At 62.6% G+C, this 23,114-nt stretch carries 15 protein-coding genes; 14 read left to right on the top strand and 1 reads right to left on the bottom strand.

The window, feature by feature from the left end; genetic code table 11:
• The first annotated feature begins 79 nt into the window (after positions 1 to 79).
• From L6637_RS35570 to L6637_RS35535, 8 genes are all read left to right on the top strand, one after another.
• Positions 80 to 1,033, top strand: a complete 954-nt coding sequence (locus tag L6637_RS35570) for a 2-hydroxyacid dehydrogenase (RefSeq protein ID WP_237873572.1) — start codon at positions 80 to 82, stop codon at positions 1,031 to 1,033.
• A 42-nt stretch (positions 1,034 to 1,075) separates the two neighbouring features.
• Positions 1,076 to 1,357 carry a hypothetical protein gene (locus L6637_RS35565; RefSeq protein WP_237873570.1) on the top strand — a complete coding sequence of 94 codons (282 nt, stop codon included), beginning with the start codon at positions 1,076 to 1,078 and terminating at the stop codon, positions 1,355 to 1,357.
• A gap of 254 nt (positions 1,358 to 1,611) precedes the next feature.
• Positions 1,612 to 2,130 (top strand): 50S ribosomal protein L10, encoded by a 519-nt coding sequence (rplJ, locus tag L6637_RS35560; protein WP_140976519.1) that lies wholly within the window; start codon positions 1,612 to 1,614, stop codon positions 2,128 to 2,130.
• A 54-nt stretch (positions 2,131 to 2,184) separates the two neighbouring features.
• Positions 2,185 to 2,562: a 50S ribosomal protein L7/L12 gene (gene rplL, locus L6637_RS35555; RefSeq protein WP_018647233.1), complete on the top strand. Its 378-nt coding sequence runs from the start codon at positions 2,185 to 2,187 to the stop codon at positions 2,560 to 2,562.
• 483 nt (positions 2,563 to 3,045) lie between these two features.
• On the top strand, positions 3,046 to 7,170 hold the full coding sequence (gene rpoB / locus L6637_RS35550) for a DNA-directed RNA polymerase subunit beta (protein ID WP_237873569.1): 4,125 nt from the start codon (positions 3,046 to 3,048) through the stop codon (positions 7,168 to 7,170).
• 129 nt (positions 7,171 to 7,299) lie between these two features.
• A complete protein-coding gene (gene rpoC / locus L6637_RS35545; RefSeq protein WP_237861434.1) occupies positions 7,300 to 11,496 on the top strand; it encodes a DNA-directed RNA polymerase subunit beta' in 4,197 nt (1,398 codons plus the stop codon).
• A 192-nt stretch (positions 11,497 to 11,688) separates the two neighbouring features.
• Positions 11,689 to 13,752: an FAD-dependent oxidoreductase gene (locus tag L6637_RS35540; protein WP_237873568.1), complete on the top strand. Its 2,064-nt coding sequence runs from the start codon at positions 11,689 to 11,691 to the stop codon at positions 13,750 to 13,752.
• Between the two features lie 135 nt (positions 13,753 to 13,887).
• Positions 13,888 to 15,918, top strand: a complete 2,031-nt coding sequence (locus L6637_RS35535) for an ABC transporter ATP-binding protein (protein ID WP_237873566.1) — start codon at positions 13,888 to 13,890, stop codon at positions 15,916 to 15,918.
• Here L6637_RS35535 and L6637_RS35530 read toward each other — a convergent pair.
• Positions 15,837 to 17,084 (bottom strand): FAD-dependent oxidoreductase, encoded by a 1,248-nt coding sequence (locus L6637_RS35530; protein ID WP_237873563.1) that lies wholly within the window; start codon positions 17,082 to 17,084, stop codon positions 15,837 to 15,839. The genes L6637_RS35535 and L6637_RS35530 overlap by 82 nt on opposite strands.
• Before the next feature lie 673 nt (positions 17,085 to 17,757).
• On the opposite strand from L6637_RS35530, the gene rpsL reads away from it, so the two are divergent.
• The 6 genes from rpsL (at position 17,758) to rplC (ending at position 23,113) form a co-directional block, all read left to right on the top strand.
• Positions 17,758 to 18,129, top strand: a complete 372-nt coding sequence (gene rpsL / locus L6637_RS35525) for a 30S ribosomal protein S12 (RefSeq protein WP_007603006.1) — start codon at positions 17,758 to 17,760, stop codon at positions 18,127 to 18,129.
• 15 nt (positions 18,130 to 18,144) lie between these two features.
• A complete protein-coding gene (rpsG, locus tag L6637_RS35520; protein ID WP_008136420.1) occupies positions 18,145 to 18,615 on the top strand; it encodes a 30S ribosomal protein S7 in 471 nt (156 codons plus the stop codon).
• 33 nt (positions 18,616 to 18,648) lie between these two features.
• Positions 18,649 to 20,721, top strand: a complete 2,073-nt coding sequence (fusA, locus tag L6637_RS35515; RefSeq protein WP_237861441.1) for an elongation factor G — start codon at positions 18,649 to 18,651, stop codon at positions 20,719 to 20,721.
• A gap of 40 nt (positions 20,722 to 20,761) precedes the next feature.
• Positions 20,762 to 21,952, top strand: coding sequence for an elongation factor Tu (gene tuf / locus L6637_RS35510; protein ID WP_057745503.1), 1,191 nt, complete (start codon positions 20,762 to 20,764; stop codon positions 21,950 to 21,952).
• An 82-nt stretch (positions 21,953 to 22,034) separates the two neighbouring features.
• Complete coding sequence (gene rpsJ, locus L6637_RS35505) at positions 22,035 to 22,343, top strand: 30S ribosomal protein S10 (RefSeq protein ID WP_002712302.1); 309 nt, start codon at positions 22,035 to 22,037, stop codon at positions 22,341 to 22,343.
• 53 nt (positions 22,344 to 22,396) lie between these two features.
• The gene (rplC, locus tag L6637_RS35500) at positions 22,397 to 23,113 is read left to right on the top strand and encodes a 50S ribosomal protein L3 (protein ID WP_092294142.1); all 717 of its coding nucleotides are present in this window, start codon (positions 22,397 to 22,399) and stop codon (positions 23,111 to 23,113) included.
• Position 23,114 lies beyond the last annotated feature (1 nt).

Raw genomic sequence — 23,114 nt, 5'->3', positions numbered from 1 at the left:
TGCATGAGGCGAGGGGCGGAATCGGGCAACCGATTCCGCCCCTCGTCGTTTGTGGGCACATCCACCGGAAACAAGAACAATGGCTGACAAGGTCCTGGTCTACTCGCGCTTTCCCAAGTCGATGATGGCGCGCTTCGCCGAGCGGTTCGAGCTGCTCGACACCGGTGGCAAGCCCGCCCACGAGGTGTTTTCGGCCCGCGAGCTCGGCGGCATCCGCGCGCTGCTGACCGCCGGCGGCTCGCCGCTGGGGGCGGACGCGATGGATCTGTTCCCAAAGCTCGGCGCGATCGTCTGCTACGGCACCGGCTATGACGGCGTCGACCTGAAGGCTGCCGCTGCGCGCAACATCGCGGTCGGGCACAGCCCGGGCGCCAATGCCGCCTCGGTCGCAGATATCGCGATGACCCTGATGCTGGCAACGACGCGGCGGATCCTGGTGGCCGACCAATATGTTCGCAGCGGCGATTGGTCCGCCTCGAAACAGTCGCCGATGATGCGCCCGCAAGCCGGCATGCCCGACCGCCGCATCGGCGTCTACGGCATGGGCCAGATCGGCCGCAAGATCGCCGCGCGCTGCGCCGCGTTCGAGAGCGAGGTCGGCTATTTCAGTCGCAGCAAATACGATCTGCCCTATCAATATTTCCCGACATTGGAGGCTCTGGCTGATTGGTGCAGCGTGCTGATGATCGCGGTGCGGGCAGGGGCGGAGACCCAGCATGTGATCAACGCCGATATCCTCAGGCGGCTCGGTGCGGACGGTTATGTCGTCAACATCTCCCGCGGCTCCGTTATCGACCAGAAGGCCCTGATCGCGGCGCTGACCGAGAGGACCATCGCCGGCGCCGGCCTCGACGTCTTCGAGAAGGAGCCGCACGCCCCCGACGCGCTGACGGCGCTGCCGAATGTGGTGTTCGCCCCGCATATCGGCGGCCACACCCTCGAATCGCATGTCGCCATGCAGAACTGCGTGCTGGCGAACCTGAGCGCATTTTTCGAGGGCAAGCCGCTACCGTATGAGGTCAAATCGGCCTGAATCGGCCCTTGTTGGCCCGGATCAAGCCGAACAGGCAACGGATTGGAACTGGTGCGAATTTTGCTCTTGGCAATCCGGCAGAGAGCGGTTAAAGAGCCGCTTCCGGACGTGCCGGCCTTGGCTGGCGCGTTCGTGCACGCATTCCGAAAACCCGACACGCAGGAGATCATTCCTTTTCAGGACGTCCGCAAGGATTTGCCCGAAAAGGAAGGAAAATCCATCGGCCGGTGGGATGCGGGCAAAGGTCAGACGGTTCGCCGGCTGGCCTTGTCCTGTCCAAGACTGCAGGCGCCCGCGGGAAATTTCGATTTCTCAACGGCTTAATCGCATGGCCTGCATAGACGGGTGAAGACCGGATTTCACTTCGCTTTCCACTTGAGGGTGGTCGCGGAAGGAGTTTGGTTCGGACCTCGACACCCCGTGGACCTTGCAAGAGTTCCGGGAGGGCAGGCTTTAATCGTTGTCTCGCCCCGGCGTGTCCAAAGGGTTTTGGCCCAGAGGTTCAGGTTTGAGCGGGACAATGGGTGCAACCCGGCGGTCCCGCTTTCGCGATGACCGCCAACCGGAAAGAGCTTGCTGTGGAACGAGCGGCAAAAAAGGAAGCGGTCGAACAGCTCAATGGGGTCTTCAAGACCACGAGCGTCGCGGTCGTTGCCCAATATTCCGGCCTGACCGTTGCCCAGATGCAGAAGCTGCGCATGCAGATGAAGCAGGCTGGCGCCTCGGTGAAGGTCTCGAAGAACCGTCTCGCCAAAATTGCTCTTGAAGGCACTGACGTCGTTGCCATCGGCCCCATGCTCAAGGGACCGACCGTGATCGCCACTTCGAACGATCCGGTAGCGGCGCCAAAGGTCGCCATCGAATTCGCCAAGGCGAACGAAAAGTTCGTCATCATCGGCGGCTCGATGGGAAAGACCGTCCTGAATGTCGACGGCGTGAAGGCGCTTGCCTCGCTGCCGTCGCTTGACGAACTGCGCGGCAAGATCGTCGGCCTAATCGTGGCCCCGGCGACCAAGCTCGCTCAGCTCGCCAACGCGCCCGCGGGCAAGCTCGCGCGCGTCATCCAGGCTCATGCCTCAAAGGGCGAAGCGGCCTGACGCCCTTCGCAAAACTCAAACCCGAACCAGACTTACACTCAAGGAAACTGAACAATGGCTGACTTGCAGAAGATCGTTGACGACCTCTCGAGCCTCACCGTGCTCGAAGCCGCTGAACTGGCGAAGCTCCTCGAAGAGAAGTGGGGCGTTTCGGCTGCCGCGGCTGTCGCCGTGGCCGGCCCGGCTGGTGGTGGCGCTGCCGCCGCTCCGGCGGAAGAGAAGACCGAGTTCACGGTCGTTCTCGCCTCGGCTGGCGAGAAGAAGATCGAGGTCATCAAGGAAGTCCGCGCCATCACCGGTCTCGGCCTCAAGGAAGCAAAGGACCTCGTCGAGGGTGCTCCGAAGCCGCTGAAGGAAGGCGTGAACAAGGAAGAAGCCGAGAAGATCAAGGCCCAGATCGAGAAGGCTGGCGCCAAGGTCGAGCTCAAGTAAGCAACGCTTACGGGGTCCCGGGCCGAGGCCCGGGACCTTTTCTGCCCCTCAAGAGGGCGACCTCAAGATGGCAGTCAGATGCAAAAGGCGTGCGACGGATCGTCCCGACGCAGGCCAGACACGAAAATGTGTGGGGATTTGAGGGTTTACCCCTCGAATCTGCACTATTGTCGCCCCATATCGGGTCGGCAGCACGAAAGCGCGGTGGGCAGGGATGCCGGATTTCCCTGTAAGCCGTTGGGAGAGCAGGCTATTTCGGGCTTTTGCAGTCCGTGAAGAGGATCGTTGTGACGGGCGGGCGTGCCTATGCGCCCCGCGCGTCGTTTTGCGTTTTGAAGGTCTGAAGAACAGATTCAGGACATGACGGCCTGAAACTGGATTTTCGGTTCCCCAAAACGGGTTCGAAAAATTCAACCCGGGGAGCGGCGGCAGCTGCGTTCCGGACGGTTCGCCCAGAGCGGGCGACGAAAATGAGAGGCCACGATGGCGCAGCAGACATTCACCGGTCGCAAACGCGTTCGCAAGTTTTTCGGACACATCAAGGAAGTCGCCGAGATGCCGAACCTCATCGAGGTTCAGAAGGCGTCCTATGACCAGTTCCTGATGGTCGATGAACCCGCGGGCGGGCGCCTCGACGAGGGCCTGCAGGCTGTGTTCCGTTCCGTGTTCCCGATTTCCGACTTCTCGGGCACGTCGATGCTGGAATTCGTCCGCTACGAGTTCGAGCAGCCCAAGTATGACGTCGACGAGTGCCGCCAGCGCGGCATGACCTTCGCTGCCCCCCTCAAGGTGACGCTGCGCCTCATCGTGTTCGATATCGATGAAGAAACCGGCGCGAAGTCGGTCAAGGACATCAAGGAGCAGGACGTCTACATGGGCGATATTCCGCTCATGACGATGAACGGCACCTTCATCGTGAATGGCACCGAGCGCGTCATCGTCTCGCAGATGCATCGTTCGCCGGGCGTGTTCTTCGACCACGACAAGGGCAAGACCCACTCCTCGGGCAAGCTGCTGTTCGCTGCCCGCGTGATCCCGTATCGCGGCTCCTGGCTCGACATCGAGTTCGACGCCAAGGACATCGTCTATGCGCGTATCGACCGTCGCCGCAAGATTCCGGTGACGTCGCTGATGTTCGCCCTCGGCCTCGACGGCGAGGCGATCCTGTCCACGTTCTACAAGAAGATCCTCTACAAGCGGACCAAGGAAGGCTGGCGCGTTCCGTTCGACGCCAACCGTTTCCGCGGTTACTCGACCATCAACGACCTGATCGACGCCGACACCGGCAAGGTCGTGCTCGAGGCCGGCAAGAAGCTCACCGTTCGCGCCGCCCGCCAGCTCCAGGAGAAGGGGCTCAAGGCGCTGCGTCTGTCGGATGAGGAACTCGTCGGCAATTACCTCGCCGAGGATCTCGTCAACCCGAAGACCGGCGAGATCCACGCCGAAGCCGGTGAAGAAATCACCGACAAGTCGATGAAGGCCCTCAACGAGCACGGCTACAAGGAACTGCCGCTGCTCGACATCGACCACGTCAATGTCGGCGCCTATATCCGCAACACGCTCTCGGCCGACAAGAACATGACGCGTGAAGACGCGCTGTTCGACATCTACCGCGTGATGCGCCCGGGCGAGCCGCCGACGCTGGATTCGGCGCAGGCGATGTTCCAGTCGCTGTTCTTCGATGCCGAGCGTTATGACCTCTCCGCGGTCGGCCGCGTCAAGATGAACATGCGCCTCGATCTCGATGCGCCCGACACCCAGCGCACGCTGCGCAAGGAAGACATCCTCTGCGTCATCAAGACGCTGGTGGATCTGCGCGACGGCAAGGGCGAGATCGACGACATCGACCATCTCGGCAACCGCCGTGTGCGCTCGGTCGGCGAGCTCATGGAGAACCAGTACCGCATCGGCCTCCTGCGTATGGAGCGCGCGATCAAGGAGCGCATGTCCTCGGTCGACATCGACACGGTCATGCCGCAGGATCTGATCAACGCCAAGCCGGCGGCTGCCGCCGTGCGCGAGTTCTTCGGCTCCTCGCAGCTTTCGCAGTTCATGGACCAGACCAACCCGCTGTCGGAGATTACCCACAAGCGCCGCCTCTCGGCACTTGGACCGGGCGGTCTGACCCGCGAGCGCGCCGGCTTCGAGGTGCGCGACGTGCATCCGACGCATTACGGCCGCATCTGCCCGATTGAGACGCCGGAAGGTCCGAACATCGGTCTGATCAACTCGCTCGCCACCTTCGCGCGCGTGAACAAATACGGTTTCGTCGAGACGCCGTATCGCAAGGTCAAGGACGGTCGCGTCACCGACGAGGTCGTGTATCTCTCGGCGATGGAAGAAGGCCGCTACTCGGTCGCCCAGGCCAACGTGCCGGTCGACGCCAAGGGCCGCTTCACTGAAGACCTCGTGGTCTGCCGCGCGAGCGGTACCCGCGACGTCGTGCCGATGACGCCGGACAAGGTCGACTACATGGACGTGTCGCCGAAGCAGCTCGTTTCGGTCGCCGCGGCGCTGATCCCGTTCCTCGAGAACGACGACGCCAACCGCGCGCTGATGGGCTCGAACATGCAGCGCCAGGCGGTGCCGCTGGTTCGCGCCGAGGCGCCGTTCGTCGGCACCGGCATGGAAGGCGTGGTTGCGCGTGACTCGGGTGCTGCGATCGCGGCGCGCCGTTCGGGCGTGATCGACCAGATCGACGCGACCCGCGTCGTTATCCGCGCCACCGAAGATCTCGATCCGACCAAGTCGGGCGTCGATATCTACCGTCTGATGAAGTACCAGCGTTCCAACCAGTCGACCTGCATCAACCAGCGTCCGCTGGTGAAGGTCGGCGACACCGTCAAGAAGGGCGACATCATCGCCGACGGTCCGTCGACCGATCTCGGCGAGCTCGCGCTCGGCCGGAACGTGCTCGTCGCGTTCATGCCGTGGAACGGCTACAACTTCGAAGACTCGATCCTGCTCTCTGAGCGGATCGTGAAGGAAGACGTGTTTACCTCAATTCATATCGAAGAATTCGAGGTGATGGCCCGCGACACCAAGCTCGGACCTGAGGAAATCACCCGCGATATTCCGAACGTCTCGGAAGAAGCGCTGAAGAACCTCGACGAAGCCGGCATCGTCTACATCGGTGCAGAAGTGCGCGCCGGCGACATCCTGGTCGGCAAGATCACGCCGAAGGGCGAAAGCCCGATGACGCCGGAGGAAAAGCTCCTGCGCGCCATCTTCGGCGAAAAGGCCTCCGACGTTCGCGACACCTCGCTGCGCGTTCCCCCGGGCGTGCAGGGTACGATCGTGGAAGTCCGCGTGTTCAACCGCCACGGCGTCGACAAGGACGAGCGTGCGCTGGCGATCGAGCGGGAAGAGATCGAGCGTCTGGCCAAGGACCGCGACGACGAGCAGGCGATCCTGGACCGCAACGTCTACAACCGTCTTGCCGAGCTCCTCGAGGGGCGGCAGGGCATTGCCGGTCCCAAGGGCTTCAAGAAGGACACCAAGATCACCCGTGCGGTGCTCGAGGAGTACCCGAAGTCGCAGTGGTGGCTGTTCGCTTCGCCGAACGACAAGCTGATGGCCGAGATCGAGGCCATGCGGAAGCAGTACGACGAGTCGAAGAAGGGGCTCGAGCAGCGCTTCCTCGACAAGGTCGAGAAGCTTCAGCGCGGTGACGAATTGCCGCCCGGCGTGATGAAGATGGTCAAGGTCTTCGTCGCGGTGAAGCGCAAGATCCAGCCCGGCGACAAGATGGCCGGCCGCCACGGCAACAAGGGCGTGGTGTCGAAGATCGTGCCGATCGAGGACATGCCGTTCCTCGAAGACGGCACGCACGCCGACATCGTGCTCAACCCGCTGGGCGTGCCCTCGCGCATGAACGTCGGACAGATCCTCGAGACGCATCTCGGCTGGGCTTGCGCCGGCCTCGGCAAGCGTATCGGCCAGACGGTCGATGCTTATTTGTCGAAGCAGGACATCAAGCCGCTGAAGGAAACCTTGAAGAAGGTCTACGGCGAGGACGAGACGATCAAGACGCTCAACGACAGCGAGCTGCTTGAACTCGGCCACAATCTGAGCCGCGGCGTGCCGATCGCAACGCCGGTGTTCGATGGCGCCAAGGAGACCGACATCGAGGAGATGCTGAAGCTGGCGGGTCTGGACGCATCGGGTCAGTCGACCGTCTATGACGGCCGCACCGGCGATGCATTCGATCGCAAGGTGACGGTGGGCTACATCTACATGCTCAAGCTGCACCATCTCGTGGACGACAAGATCCACGCGCGTTCGATCGGTCCGTACTCGCTCGTCACCCAGCAGCCGCTGGGCGGCAAGGCGCAGTTCGGCGGCCAGCGTTTCGGCGAAATGGAGGTGTGGGCGCTCGAAGCTTACGGCGCGGCCTACACGCTCCAGGAAATGCTGACCGTGAAGTCGGACGACGTCGCCGGCCGTACCAAGGTGTACGAGGCGATCGTGCGTGGCGACGACACCTTCGAGGCCGGTATTCCGGAATCGTTCAACGTGCTGGTCAAGGAAATGCGCTCGCTCGGCCTCAACGTCGATCTGCACAATTCCAAGATCGGTCCGGCACCGACGTCGGAAGCGGCCGAGTAACACGACCTTTCATGCCCGGCCTTCGCGGCCGGGCATTGGCGCCCCTCCCGATGCCTTGAGGGCAGGGCGCCCCGCTCGAGTGATTTTCGAATTTGCGGCCGGAGGCGACCGGTACGCGAGGAGAAGACGATGAACCAAGAAATTATGAATCTCTTTAACCCGACGACGCCGGCTCAGGTCTTCGACCAGATCCGGATCTCGATCGCGTCCCCGGAGAAGATTCTGTCCTGGTCCTACGGCGAGATCAAGAAGCCGGAGACCATCAACTACCGTACCTTCAAGCCCGAGCGCGACGGCCTGTTCTGCGCCCGCATCTTCGGACCGATCAAGGACTACGAGTGCTTGTGCGGCAAGTACAAGCGCATGAAGTACAAGGGCATCATCTGCGAGAAGTGCTCGGTCGAGGTCACGCTGTCGCGCGTTCGGCGCGAGCGCATGGGCCACATCGAGCTCGCGGCGCCCGTTGCTCACATCTGGTTTTTGAAGTCGCTGCCCTCGCGCATCGGCCTTTTGCTCGATATGACGCTGAAGGATCTCGAGCGGATCCTCTACTTCGAATACTACGTCGTGCTTGAGCCGGGCCTGACCGCGCTGAAGGACCGTCAGCTGCTGTCGGAAGACGAGTATCTGAAGGCGCAGGACGAGTACGGCCAGGATTCCTTCACCGCCATGATCGGCGCCGAGGCGATCCGCGAGCTGCTCAAGGGCATGGACCTCGAGAAGCTCGAGCTGTCGCTGCGCGCCGAGATGCAGGAGACCGACTCCGACATCAAGCACAAGAAGCTCGCCAAGCGTCTGAAGATCGTCGAGGCCTTCCGCCACTCCGGCAACAAGCCGGAATGGATGATCCTGACTGTCGTTCCCGTGATCCCGCCGGACCTGCGTCCGCTGGTGCCGCTGGACGGCGGCCGCTTCGCGACCTCGGATCTCAACGACCTCTACCGCCGCGTCATCAACCGCAACAACCGCTTGAAGCGGCTGATGGAGCTGCGCGCGCCCGACATCATCATCCGCAACGAGAAGCGCATGCTTCAGGAAGCGGTCGACGCGCTGTTCGACAACGGCCGCCGTGGCCGCGTCATCACGGGTGCCAACAAGCGCCCGCTGAAGTCGCTCGCCGACATGCTCAAGGGCAAGCAGGGTCGCTTCCGTCAGAACCTGCTCGGCAAGCGCGTCGACTATTCAGGCCGTTCGGTGATCGTGGTCGGTCCCGAGCTGCGCCTGCATCAGTGCGGCCTGCCGAAGAAGATGGCGCTCGAGCTGTTCAAGCCGTTCATTTATTCGCGGCTTGACGCCAAGGGCCTGTCCACCACCGTGAAGCAGGCGAAGAAGCTGGTCGAGAAGGAGCGGCCCGAGGTCTGGGACATCCTGGACGAGGTGATCCGCGAGCATCCCGTGCTGCTCAACCGCGCGCCGACGCTGCATCGTCTGGGCATCCAGGCGTTCGAGCCGGTACTGATCGAGGGCAAGGCGATCCAGCTTCACCCGCTGGTCTGCTCGGCGTTCAACGCCGACTTCGACGGCGACCAGATGGCCGTGCACGTTCCGCTGTCGCTTGAAGCGCAGCTGGAAGCGCGCGTCCTGATGATGTCGACCAACAACATCCTGCATCCGGCGAACGGCCAGCCGATCATCGTGCCGTCGCAGGACATCGTGCTCGGTCTCTACTACGTCTCGATCATGCGCGAAGGCCTGCCCGGCGAGGGCAAGCTGTTCGGCGACATGGCCGAGCTCGAGCACGCCCTGCATGCGAAGGTCATCCACCTCCACACCAAGATCAAGTATCGGTGGGAAGGCATGGACGAGACCGGCAAGATCTCCAAGCGCTGGATCGAAACCACCGCCGGCCGCGTCATGCTCGGCAATCTGCTGCCGAAGAACCCGCGCATCTCGTACGAGATCATCAACAAGCTGATGACCAAGCGCGAGATCTCGGGCGTCATCGACCAGGTCTACCGTCACTGCGGCCAGAAGGAGACTGTGATCTTCTGCGACCGCATCATGGCGCTCGGCTTCTACAACGCGTTCAAGGCCGGCATCTCGTTCGGCAAGGACGACATGGTCGTTCCGCACTCCAAGTGGAAGATCGTCGACACCACTCGTACGCTGGCGAAGGATTTCGAGCAGCAGTACAATGACGGTCTGATCACCCATGGCGAGAAGTACAACAAGGTCGTCGACGCCTGGTCGAAGGCCACGGAAGAAATCGCCAAGGCGATGATGAAGGAGATCTCCTCCACCAAGAAGACGGCGGCTGGAGCCGATGCCGACATCAACTCGATCTACATGATGGCTCACTCCGGTGCCCGCGGTTCGCCGGCCCAGATGCGCCAGCTTGCCGGCATGCGCGGCCTGATGGCCAAGCCGTCGGGTGAGATCATCGAGACGCCGATCATCTCGAACTTCAAGGAAGGCCTCTCGGTTCTCGAGTACTTCAACTCGACCCACGGTGCCCGTAAGGGCCTCGCGGACACCGCGTTGAAGACCGCGAACTCCGGCTACCTGACCCGTCGTCTGGTCGACGTCGCGCAGGATTGCATCATCACGCAGTCCGACTGCGGCACGAAGCTCGGCATCAAGATGCGCGCCATCGTCGATGCCGGCACCGTGGTCGCTTCGCTCGGTTCGCGCATCCTCGGACGCACGGCCTGCGAAGACGTGAAGGACGCTTCGGGCAAGGTGATCATCAAGCGCGACACGCTGATGGAAGAGAGCCATCTGGACGCCATCCAGCAGGGTGGTGTGCAGGAGGTGAAGATCCGCTCGGCGCTGACTTGCGAACTCGTCAACGGCATCTGCGGCAAGTGCTACGGCCGCGATCTCGCTCGCGGTACGCCGGTCAACCACGGCGAAGCGGTCGGCGTCATCGCGGCGCAGTCGATCGGCGAGCCGGGCACCCAGCTGACCATGCGCACCTTCCACATCGGTGGTGCGGCGCAGCTCAACGAGCAGTCGTTCGTCGAAGCCAATTTCGACGGCAAGATCGTGATCCGGAACAAGGCCATCGCCCGCAACAGCGAAGGTCACCTGGTCGCGATGGTCCGCAACATGGTGATTGCGATCGTCGATGCCGACGGTACCGAGCGTGCGACGCACCGTATTCAGTACGGCGCGCGCCTGCACGTGGACGAGGGCGACATGGTCAAGCGTGGCCAGCGCATCGTCGAGTGGGATCCGTACACCCGTCCGCTTCTCACCGAAGTGGAAGGCACCATCGGCTTCGAGGATCTGGTCGAAGGCCAGTCGATCTCGGAAACGCTGGACGAGGCCACCGGTATCGCCAAGCGCGTTGTCATCGACTGGCGCTCGACCCGCGGCGGCTCGGACCTGCGTCCGGCCATCGTGGTCAAGGGCAAGGACGGCAAGGTGCTGAAGCTCGCCCGTGGCGGCGATGCCCGCTACATGCTGTCGGTCGACGGCATTCTGTCGGTCGACGTCGGAGCCAAGGTCAACCCGGGCGACATCCTCGCCCGTGTCTCGACTGAAAGCGCCAAGACGCGTGACATCACCGGCGGTCTGCCGCGGGTGGCGGAACTGTTCGAGGCACGGCGTCCGAAGGATGCGGCGATCATCGCCGAAATCGCGGGCACCATCCGGTTTGGACGCGACTACAAGAACAAGCGTCGCATCTCGATCGAGCCGATGGACAAGACCGACGAGCCGCGCGAGTACCTGATCCCGAAGGGTAAGCACATCCACCTTCAGGACGGCGACATCGTCGAAAAGGGCGACTTCATCGTGGAAGGCAACCCGGCGCCGCACGACATCCTTGCGGTCAAGGGCATCGAGGAACTGGCGGCCTACCTGGTCAACGAGATCCAGGAGGTCTACCGGCTCCAGGGCGTGCTCATCAACGACAAGCACATCGAGGTGATTGTCCGTCAGATGCTCCAGAAGGTGGAAGTCACCGACCAGGGCGACACGGACATGATCTCCGGCGAGCAGGTCGACAAGATCGAGTTCGACGCGCTCAACGAGAAGGCCAAGGAAGAGGGCAAGAAGCCCGCCACTGGTACGCCGGTTCTGCTCGGCATCACCAAGGCGAGCCTGCAGACCCGCTCCTTCTTCTCGGCGGCCTCGTTCCAGGAGACCACCCGCGTCCTCACGGAGGCGGCGGTCAACGGCAAGGTCGATCCGCTCGAAGGCCTCAAGGAGAACGTCATCGTCGGCCGGCTGATCCCGGCGGGCACCGGCGCCTCCATGGCCAAGATCCGCGAAGTCGCGATGAAGCGCGACAAGCTGATTCTCGACGAGCGCGAGAAGCAGGCGGCCGTTGTGTCGCCCGCCCCGGAAGCGGAGCTTCCTGCGCTGCCGCCCGCGGAATGATCGTTCATCCGTAGGATTACTGAGGACAATGAAAAGGCCGGCGAAAGCCGGCCTTTTTGCTGCTTTGTTTGCCTGTTGCGATGCGGGATCAACCTTTGTTCATCTTTCCTTCAGGCGCAAAAGCGCTTCTGCTAAGGGAACTTAGACCGGTGGTCCCGTGACGGGGGCAGGGCCGGAGACCACGGAACTAACATGCTTGATCTCGCAATCGTTGGCGGCGGCCCCGGCGGGCTGATGAGTGCTTGGTACCTGAAGCGTAAGCTTGGCGACCTCTGCCGCATCACCATCTTCGAGGCCTCCGACCGGCTCGGCGGCAAGATCGTCACGCGCAAATTCGATTCTGCGCCGGCGATGTACGAGGCCGGCGTCGCCGAGATCTACGACTACTCGATGACGGGTCCAGATCCGCTGCGCGAGCTGATCCAGCATTTCGGCCTGCAGACCATTCCGATGGACGCCGAACAGGTCCAGTTCGGCGGCGAGCTGCTCGACGACGTCGCCGGCATGCGCCGCAAATATGGCGCCAAGACCGCGGCGGCGATCGAAGCGTTCCGCAAGCGTTGCGCCGACGCGATGTCGCCGATCGAGTATTACGAAGGCGTCGGCGCCCACGACAACGAGAACCCCTGGGCCTACAAGACTGCCGAACAGGTGCTCGACGAGGAGGTCAAGGACGAGATCGCCAAGCGCTTCTTCAAGGTGATGGCGCGCTCGGATATCGCGACGGAGAGCCACAACACCAACGGCCTCAACGCGCTCAAGAACTACCTGATGGATGTCGACGGTTATATCGGTCTCTACTCCATCCAGAATGGCAACGAGCAGCTGATCGAATGCCTGCAGTCGGAGGTCAACGCCGACATCCAGCTCAATCATCGCGTGCTCGCCGTCGGCAAGGCGTCGACCGGCCGCTATCAGCTCAAGATGATGAACGGGAAGGGGCCGGAGACGCGCGACTTCGATCTCGTGCTGGTCTGCCTGCCGCATTCCTGGCTCTCCACGATGGGGTGGGAAGGCGAGCAGCTGCGCAAGTCGATGGTCAAGCACGTCTCCTATTTCGATCGTCCGGCGCACTATCTGCGCGTCTCGATCCTGTTCGACTCTCCGTTCTGGGGTGAAAAGATTCCCGGCGCCTGGTTCATGTCGGAAGCCTTTGGCGGCTGCTGCGTCTACAACGAGGGCGCGCGCCACGACGTCGGCAAGCACGGCGTCTTGAACTGGCTCATTCCCGGTTCCGATGCGCTCGCCTTCGCCAATCTGTCGGATCAGGAGTTGATCGACGCCGCGCTGAAATCGCTGCCGGCCTCGCTCGGGGACGCGCGTGCGCACTTCATGGAGGGCAAGATCCACCGCTGGCTGTCGTCGGTGAACGCGATACCGGGCGGTCTGCCCGTGCGCGACGTCATGACCAACCACCGGCCCGAGCCGAAGGAACATCCCGGCATCGTCGTGGTCGGCGATTACCTGTTCGACTCCACCCTGAACGGCCTCCTCGATTCCTCGGACGCAGCGACCGACATCATCCTGACCGAGATGATGCGCCTGCGCCGTGAGCGCGCGCAGGAAGAGGGCGAGCCGATCTCCGACAAGATCGACCGCGACTATTTCGAGAACTATCGCGGCCTCGGCCCCTATAGCGAAACGTGGAGTCATTTCACCGATCCCGACTATCTGACCAAGCTGATCGGCATCGTCTGGGGCAAGGTCAAGGGCGCCAAGCTTCTGGTCGCGGGCTCCGCCAGCGGCGAGCTGGTCGGCGCGCTGCGCGATCGCGGCATCGATGCCTGGGGCATCGAGAACAACCGTGCGATCCACGCCAAGACGCCGAAGGCGCTGAAGAAGTACAACAAGCTCGGCTCGATCACCGACATGCCGTTCAAGGATGGCAGCTTCGACTTCGTGTTCGAGACCAGCCTCTGCCACGTCGCCCCGAAGCAGGTGGTCCGTGCGATCCGCGAGCTCAACCGCGTGGTCAAGACCGGCCTCGTGTTCGGCTCTGTCACCTCGGACATGGCATCAGCCGTGATCGACCGCTACGACCTCTTGCGCGGGGTCAAGAAGCTCGGCACCTGGTGGGAATGGTCCGAGCTGTTCTTCGGCAACGGCTTCGATCTGTCGATGCACCGCAAGGACTGCACCGACGCGCTCTGGACCGCGACGCTCGCCGCGGGCAAGGGCCCAGGGCAGTGGTACGCCGACGCCGACAGCTTGCGCTATTCCTTCTTCGACAAGGTCGAGGACGAAGACGACGACTAAGCATCACAGGGCGGATGAATTCGCCAATTGTTTTGCCGAATTCATCCTGATCGCATAGAATCGGTGCAAGTAGCGGCTTCCGCTATTTCCCTGCTTTCTCTGCGGTCATGCCGGCCGTCAGCATCGGTTGGTTTCATGGCGTCCAGGCCTCTCTCTCCCGACAAACAGAAGCTCGCCGCGCAAGAGGCGACCGAGCTCGACGACAAACTCGCCTCCAGCGCCAAGCCGGACCTCGAAGACGACGAGGACGACGAAGACGAGGATGATGACGAGCTTGATCTCGACGACGACGATGATGACGAGGACCTCGTCGTCTTTACCGCGCGCGAAGCCGCCGGCGCGCTTGCGACCATCCTGGGTTTCGTCAAGCCTTTCCTGTCCAACTACAAGCGCATCCTGGGCTATGTGGCGTTCGGCGTTCTGGTCGAGACGCTGTTCAACGTCATCATGCCGCTCAGCTTGAAGTTCCTGATCGACGACGCGCTCGGCGAGGAGGATTTCCAGGCGCTGTACAAGATCCTCGGCGTGCTCGCGGTCGCCGGCATCTTCACCTCGATCGTCGCGGTCTGGTACGAGCGCTGGGACGCGCGGCTGGCAGCTTCCGTGATCTCCGATGTCCGCAAGCGCCTGTTCGAGCACGTCCAGGACCTGCCGGCCGCCTATTTCGGCCGCACCAAGCGCGGCGAGATCCTGTCGCGCTTCTCGGTCGACCTCTCGGCCTTCGAAGGCTCGGTCAAGTCGTTCGCCAACAGCGCCGCGCTGCCGTTCCTGGAATTGATCGCGGGCATCATACTGATGTTCTTCCTGAACTGGCAGCTCGCCCTCGTCGCGCTGCTGGTGTTCCCGATCACGCTGATCGGCCCGCGCATCCTGACGCCGAAGGCCGTGCAGGCCAATTACGAGCAGAAGCTCAACGAAAGCGCGCTGCTCGGCATGGTGCAGGAGAACGTGGCGGCGCAGGCCGTGATCAAGGCGTTCAGCCTGCAGCGCAAGATGTTCGGTTTCTTCACCTTCCGCAACGATGCGACCCGCAACAGGATCGCGGCCGCCGGCTTCCTGTCGACGATGGTGGAGCGCACCGTCACCATCTCGGTGCTGTTGTTGCACCTCGTCGTGCTTGCCATCGGCGCCTATCTGGCGACCAAGGGCCAGATCACCATCGGCACCTTCGTCACTTTCGAGAGCGCGTTCTGGGAGGTTTCCTACAACATCGCCCATGTGATGCACTTCATCCCGGTGTCGATCTCCTCGGCCGCCGCGATCCGCCACATGCAGGAGTTGCTGGACGAGCCCACCCGTGGTGCCGATCGTCCCGGCGCGCCCGATCTGCCGCGCATCACCCACGACATCACCTTCGACCACGTGACGTTCCAGTACGAGGGCGCGCAGACCCCGGTGCTGGACAATCTCAGCCTCAAGCTCAATGCCGGCAAGCGCATCGCCATCGTCGGCCCATCGGGCTCCGGCAAGAGCACGCTGCTCAACCTGATCTTGCGGCTCTACGTGCCGGACGAGGGCCGCGTCACCATCGACGGCGTCGACGTCCGCAAGGTGACGCTGGATTCGCTGCGCCGGAGCATGGCGGTGGTGTTTCAGGAGAACATGCTGTTCAACATGTCGATCCGCGAGAACATCCGGCTCGGCAAGGAGGGCGCGACCGACGATGAGGTGGAGGAGGCGGCCAAGAAGGCCGAGATCCACCGCTACATCATGAGCCTGCCGCAGCGCTACGACACGCCGGTCGGCGAGCGCGGCGATACGCTGTCCGGCGGTCAGCGCCAGCGCATTGCGATCGCACGCGCGGTCATCCGCAATCCCTCCGTGCTGCTGCTGGACGAGGCGACCTCGGCGCTCGACCAGACCACGGAGGCCGCGATCAACCGTACATTGCTGAAGGTCGCCAAGGGCCGCACCCTGATCTGGTCGACCCATCGCTTGACCTCTGTGGTCGAGATGGACGAGATCATCGTGATTTCAGGGGGCAGGGCGATCGAGCGCGGTTCGCATGCGGAGCTGCTCGCCAAGAATGGCACCTATCGCAAGCTGTGGAACGACCAGATCCACCAGCCGAACGGCGTGGCCGCTCAGGCCGACGACGACAGCGATGATGACGAGGACGATGAGGACCTCGACGAGGATGATGAGGACGAGGACGACGAGGAGTGACCGAGGAAGTTCGGCTCCAGATGGAGTACCCCTCCCAGCCGCCGCAATAATCCCTGGGTCGACCACGCCGTGAAGCGCGCCCAGCGCTGCGCCGTCCAGTAGGGGCTCGTCGCAATCGATACCGAGCGGAAGCCGAATGCTTTTGCCGCCGACCATTCATCGCAGGCTCGCTTGACAGGATCGTTGTAGAAGGCCGCGATCTTGTTTGCATCCATCCCGTCGGACGCTAGCCATTGCGGGATGTGGACGTTGCAGAGCCGCTCGACATCCGTGAACACCTTGTCGCAGCCTGTGCCGGCGGCCGGGCAGGAGGTCGCGAAGGCATCGCCTGCCAGCACCACGCCCGGCTGATGGCTGGAATCGTTCACGTAGAGATCGACCGGGCGAATCTTCACCTCGCCCATGATGTCGAAGGCGCCGGTGATGCGCTTCAGCCGGGGCAGGGCGGCATTCAAAGTCTCGGCCGGCGCGCGGCGGAGCTCGCGCAGCCAGGGATCGTCGAAGTTGCGATACACGAACAGGTTGGCCCGCATGCGCGTGCCGATCGGAAACAGTGAGATGTAGGCAATACGGTCGTTCGGCCGTTCGGAGAAATAGGTCAGCGCCGGGAAGTCGAACGCGTTCCGTCCGGCCGGCGCCACATCGAAGCCGATCGAGATCGAATGGCAGGCGCTGATGATGTTTCTGGTGATGCCAAGCTGATGCCGCAGACCGACGTTCAGGCCGTTGGCGAGCACGACCAGGCGGGCCGAAACCGTCTCGTCATTGGCGAGCGCGATTCTCTGCCGCTCGGAGCTGGTCTCGACCGATACCGCCTTGGTCCAGATTCGCTCGACAGTGTCGGGAATCTCGTCGCGGATCGCATTGACCAGGGAATCATAGAGGATGTTGAACTGCCGGCTCGGCGCCTTGTCGAGGAGATGGCCGAACCGTGCGATCCAGTTCTCGCCAGAGAAAGTCGCGCGGCGCAGGACTGAGTCGGCGATTCCCGTTCGCTGGAATCGCTCGACCTGCAGGTGACCACTGAGCTTCTCGACGCGAAAATCGCCCGGATAGGTCTCGTGCGGGTCGATCATGACAGCCGAAATGCCGGCGCGCCCAAGCATTGCGGCGGCGGTCGAACCGGCAAGTCCCCCGCCAATGATGGCAATATCGGTATACCGCATGGCGCTTGTCTCTGCCCGGAGGTGGCAGATTGACGCATCAAGAGGAAAAAAAGCCTTAGCATTGGTTATAAAAGTACATTTCATCCGGGTAAAAATTGGAGTGAGGCTGGCAGAGCAGGGGCCTCGCCCCCATATTCAGGACGCACCGTAAGGGCGCCAGGCAGGCAATTTCTGAAGGTGCGAGAAGCGCTTTGTGACTGTCGTTTCGCCTTGACTTGAGCGAGTCTCACTTATAGAAAGCGCCTCACTTAACGACAGGCGGTGAGCATCGCCAACGTCGGAACGGGCCACCCGTTTGATCCCGAAGGGGTCGCAAAGACGGGCACCAACCTCGACGAATGCCGCTCAAACGCTGTCGATAATAGCTAGGCAATGCCAGTGCGATTTTAGGTCTTCCGAGCATGTTCTCGTGAGGCCGAATTCGGATGCATGACCTCAGTGCGCGGGCCGCGGCTTTACGCTGATCGGCCGCAATACTGCGGTCCTCTGTGGCGTCGAAGCGCTTTCCACTCAGCGATGGGCGGTTGGCGCGATTTCGCTTTGTGCGGATTGTTCCCGTGCGAAGCGGGCCTCGTCGGGCGGGTAGCGCGACAAGAATTTGCGGTCCCGGAAACGGGCTCGCGGCAAGACAGCGGACCCGCAAGGGGCTGCGATAACAAAGGGTAAGGCCAGGATGCCGACGATCAACCAGCTGATCGCTCAACCGCGTGAAGTGCAGAAGTCGCGCAAGAAGGTGCCAGCGCTGCAGCAGTCGCCGCAGAAGCGTGGCGTTTGCACGCGCGTCTACACCACGACCCCGAAGAAGCCGAACTCGGCGCTTCGTAAGGTCGCCAAGGTGCGTCTGACCAACGGTTTCGAGGTGATCGGCTACATCCCGGGTGAAGGCCATAACCTTCAGGAGCACTCGGTAGTCATGATCCGCGGCGGCCGCGTCAAGGACTTGCCCGGCGTGCGCTACCACATCCTCCGCGGCGTTCTGGATACCCAGGGCGTCAAGAACCGTAAGCAGCGTCGTTCGAAGTACGGCGCGAAGCGTCCGAAGTAAGCGGGAACCAGCTCAATGTCTCGTCGCCACTCAGCGGAAAAGCGCGAAGTTCTTCCCGATCCGAAGTTCGGGAACATCATCGTCACGAAGTTCATGAACTCGGTGATGTACGCCGGCAAGAAGTCGGTCGCGGAAGGCATCGTCTACGGTGCGTTCGGCATCATCGAATCCAAGACCAAGCAGAACCCGCTCGGCGTGTTCGAGCAGGCGCTCGAAAACGTCATGCCGACGATCGAAGTGCGCTCCCGCCGCGTCGGCGGTGCGACCTATCAGGTTCCGGTCGAAGTTCGTTCGACCCGCCGTCAGGCGCTGGGCATTCGCTGGCTGATTTCGGCTGCGCGCGAGCGCAACGAGAAGACCATGACCGAGCGGCTCTCGGCTGAGCTCCTGGACGCATCGAACAACCGTGGCAACGCCGTCAAGAAGCGTGAAGACGTGCACCGGATGGCGGAAGCCAACCGTGCCTTCTCGCACTATCGCTGGTAACGGCGAAACAAACGGACTCGCAAGGAACACCCCATGCCCCGCCAACATGCCATCGAAGACTACCGCAACTTCGGTATCATGGCCCATATCGACGCCGGCAAGACGACGACGACCGAGCGCATCCTCTATTACACCGGCAAGAGCCACAAGATCGGCGAAGTGCACGAAGGTGCCGCGACGATGGACTGGATGGAGCAGGAGCAGGAGCGTGGCATCACGATCACCTCGGCTGCGACCACCGCGTTCTGGGCCGGCAAGCGCCTGAACATCATCGATACTCCCGGCCACGTCGACTTCACCATCGAAGTCGAGCGTTCGCTGCGCGTGCTCGACGGCGCCGTCTGCGTGCTCGACTCGAACCAGGGCGTTGAGCCCCAGACCGAGACCGTCTGGCGCCAGGGCGACAAGTACAAGGTTCCGCGCATCGTCTTCGCCAACAAGATGGACAAGACCGGCGCCGACTTCTTCAAGTGCCTGGCCGACATCGTTGACCGCCTCGGTGCCAAGCCGATCGCGATCCAGCTTCCGATCGGTGCCGAGAACAACTTCAAGGGTCTCGTCGACCTCGTGAAGATGAAGGGCATCGTCTGGAACGACGAGTCGCTCGGCGCGAAGTTCGACTATGTCGACATTCCGGAAGACATGGTCGATCAGGCCAAGGAATACCGCGAGAAGATGGTGGAAGCCGCCGTCGAGCTCGACGACGACGCCATGGCCGCCTATCTCGACGGTAAGGAGCCTGATGAGGCGACCCTGAAGCGCCTGCTGCGCAAGGCGGTGCTGACCGGTGCGTTCTATCCCGTGCTGTGCGGCTCGGCCTTCAAGAACAAGGGCGTGCAGCCGCTGCTCGACGCCGTCGTCGACTATCTGCCGTCGCCGATCGACGTGCCCGCGATCAAGGGCACCGACGACAGCGGCAACGAAGTCGTGCGCAGGGCGGACGACAAGGAGCCGCTCGCGCTGCTCGCGTTCAAGATCATGGACGACCCGTTCGTCGGCACCATTACATTCTGCCGCATCTACTCCGGCGTTCTGCAGAGCGGCACCGGCGTCGTGAACTCGACCCGCGAGAAGAAGGAGCGCATTGGGCGCATGCTGTTGATGCATGCGAACAACCGCGAAGACATCAAGGAAGCCTATGCCGGCGATATCGTCGCGCTGGCCGGCCTGAAGGAAGCGCGCACCGGTGACACGCTGTGCGATCCCGACAAGCAGGTGGTCCTGGAGAAGATGGAATTCCCCGAGCCGGTCATCGAGATCGCGATCGAGCCGAAGTCCAAGGCCGACCAGGAAAAGCTCGGCGTGGCGCTGGCCAAGCTCGCTGCGGAGGATCCGTCCTTCCGCGTCTCGACCGACCAGGAGTCCGGTCAGACCATCCTCAAGGGCATGGGCGAACTCCATCTCGACATCAAGGTCGACATCCTCCGCCGTACCTACAAGGTCGACGCCAACATCGGCGCGCCCCAGGTTGCGTTCCGTGAGCGCGTCACCAAGAAGGCCGAGGTCAAGTACACCCACAAGAAGCAGACCGGTGGTACCGGTCAGTTCGCCGAAGTGTCGATCGTCGTCGAGCCGAACGAGCCCGGCAAGGGCTACGAGTTCGAGTCGAAGATCGTTGGTGGCGCGGTGCCGAAGGAATACATCCCCGGCGTCGAAAAGGGCCTCAACAGCGTGATGAGCTCTGGCGTGGTCGCGGGCTTCCCCGTGGTCGACGTCAAGGTTCAGCTCGTCGACGGCAAGTATCACGACGTCGACTCGTCGGCGCTCGCCTTCGAAATCGCATCGCGCGCGGCTTTCCGCGAAGCGCTGCAGAAGGGCAAGTCCGTCCTGCTCGAGCCGATCATGAAGGTCGAAGTGGTGACCCCGGAAGACTATACCGGTTCGGTCATTGGCGACCTGAATTCCCGGCGCGGTCAGATCCAGGGCCAGGACATGCGCGGCAACGCCAACGTCATCAACGCGATGGTGCCGCTCATGAACATGTTCGGTTACGTGAACAACCTGCGCTCGATGAGCCAGGGGCGCGCGACCTTCACCATGCAGTTCGATCACTACGCAGAAGCGCCGGCTAACGTGTCGGCAGAAGTCCAAAAGAAGTTTGCCTGATTGTCGTCGGTCTAAAGCTGACGATTGAACGGAGAGTCAAATGGCCAAAGCAAAGTTTGAACGTACCAAGCCGCACTGCAACATCGGCACCATCGGTCACGTCGACCATGGCAAGACGTCGCTGACCGCGGCGATCACCAAGGTTCTCGCCGAAGCCGGGGGTGCGACGTTCACCGCGTACGACCAGATCGACAAGGCGCCGGAAGAGAAGGCGCGCGGCATCACCATCTCGACCGCGCACGTCGAGTACGAGACGCCGAACCGCCACTACGCGCACGTCGACTGCCCCGGCCACGCCGACTACGTGAAGAACATGATCACCGGCGCCGCACAGATGGACGGTGCTATCCTGGTCGTGTCGGCTGCTGACGGCCCGATGCCGCAGACCCGCGAGCACATCCTGCTCGCCCGCCAGGTCGGCGTGCCCGCGCTCGTCGTGTTCCTCAACAAGTGCGACATGGTCGACGATCCGGAACTGCTCGAGCTCGTCGAGCTCGAAGTCCGCGAGCTGCTCTCGAAGTACGACTTCCCGGGCGACAAGATCCCGATCATCAAGGGTTCGGCTCTCGCCGCCCTCGAAGACTCGGACAAGAAGCTCGGCCACGACGCCATCCTCGAGCTGATGAAGAACGTCGACAGCTATATCCCGCAGCCGGAGCGTCCGATCGACCAGCCGTTCCTGATGCCGGTTGAAGACGTGTTCTCGATCTCGGGCCGCGGCACCGTCGTGACCGGCCGTGTCGAGCGCGGCGTCGTCAAGGTCGGCGAGGAAATCGAGATCGTAGGTCTCCGCGCCACCCAGAAGACCACCGTCACCGGCGTCGAAATGTTCCGCAAGCTGCTCGATCAGGGCCAGGCCGGCGACAACATCGGTGCGCTGCTCCGCGGTACCAAGCGTGAAGACGTCGAGCGCGGCCAGGTGCTCTGCAAGCCGGGTTCGGTCAAGCCGCACACCAAGTTCAAGGCTGAGGCTTACATCCTCACCAAGGAAGAGGGCGGTCGTCACACCCCGTTCTTCACCAACTATCGTCCGCAGTTCTACTTCCGCACCACCGACGTGACCGGTGTCGTGCATCTGCCGGAAGGTACCGAGATGGTGATGCCGGGCGACAACATTGCGATGGAAGTGCACCTGATCGTGCCGATCGCGATGGAAGAGAAGCTCCGCTTCGCGATCCGCGAAGGCGGCCGCACCGTCGGCGCCGGCGTCGTCGCTTCGATCATCGAGTAATTACGAGAATAGGGATCGGCGAGTAGCGAATGGACACATTCGCTATTCGCTATTCGCCACCCAACGAAGAGAGACCACGGCAATGAACGGCCAAAATATTCGCATCCGTCTCAAGGCGTTCGACCATCGTATCCTCGATACGTCGACCCGCGAGATCGTGAACACGGCGAAGCGCACCGGTGCGCAGGTCCGCGGACCCATTCCGCTACCCACCCGCATCGAGAAGTTCACCGTCAACCGTTCGCCGCACGTTGACAAGAAGAGCCGCGAACAGTTCGAGATGCGCACTCACAAGCGCCTGCTCGACATCGTCGATCCGACCCCGCAGACCGTCGATGCTTTGATGAAGCTCGACCTGGCCGCCGGTGTCGACGTCGAGATCAAGCTCTAAGATTTTTGGATCACGTTCGCACCTCGCGGACAGAAAGAACAGGAAGCACGCCGATGCGCTCCGGAGTGATCGCACAAAAGGTCGGGATGACGCGGGTCTTTACAGAGGCCGGCGAACATATCCCCGTGACCGTGCTGAAGCTCGGCAATTGCCAGGTCGTAGGCCACCGCACTGAAGAGAAGAACGGTTACGTCGCGCTCCAGCTTGGTTCTGGCAGCCGCAAGACCGTGTACATGCCCAAGGCTGAGCGCGGCCAGTTCGCGGTCGCCAAGGTCGAGCCGAAGCGGCAGGTCGAGGAGTTCCGCGTGTCCGCGGACGCCATGATCCCCGTGGGCGCCGAGATCCTCGCCGACCATTTCGTCGTAGGCCAGTTCGTCGACGTCACCGGCACTTCGGTCGGTAAGGGCTTTGCCGGCGGTATGAAGCGCTGGAATTTCGGCGGTCTGCGCGCCACGCACGGTGTGTCGGTCTCGCATCGTTCGATCGGTTCGACCGGTGGCCGTCAGGACCCCGGCAAGACCTGGAAGAACAAGAAGATGCCCGGCCACATGGGTGTCGATCGCATCACCACGCTGAACCTTCGCGTCGTCCAGACCGATGTCGAGCGTGGCCTGATCCTCGTCGAAGGCGCCGTTCCCGGCTCCAAGGGCGGCTGGATCCGCGTGCGCGACGCCGTCAAGAAGCCGCTGCCGAAGGAAGCTCCGAAGCCCGGCAAGTTCAAGGTTGCGGGCGGCGAAGCCGAGGCTGCGGCCCAGCAAGAGGGTGCGTGAG

This window comes from Bradyrhizobium zhengyangense (assembly GCF_022012435.1).
Lineage (GTDB): Bacteria > Pseudomonadota > Alphaproteobacteria > Rhizobiales > Xanthobacteraceae > Bradyrhizobium > Bradyrhizobium zhengyangense.
Note: the sequence above shows the minus strand (reverse complement) of the source record. Positions and strands in the feature narration are given on the sequence as shown.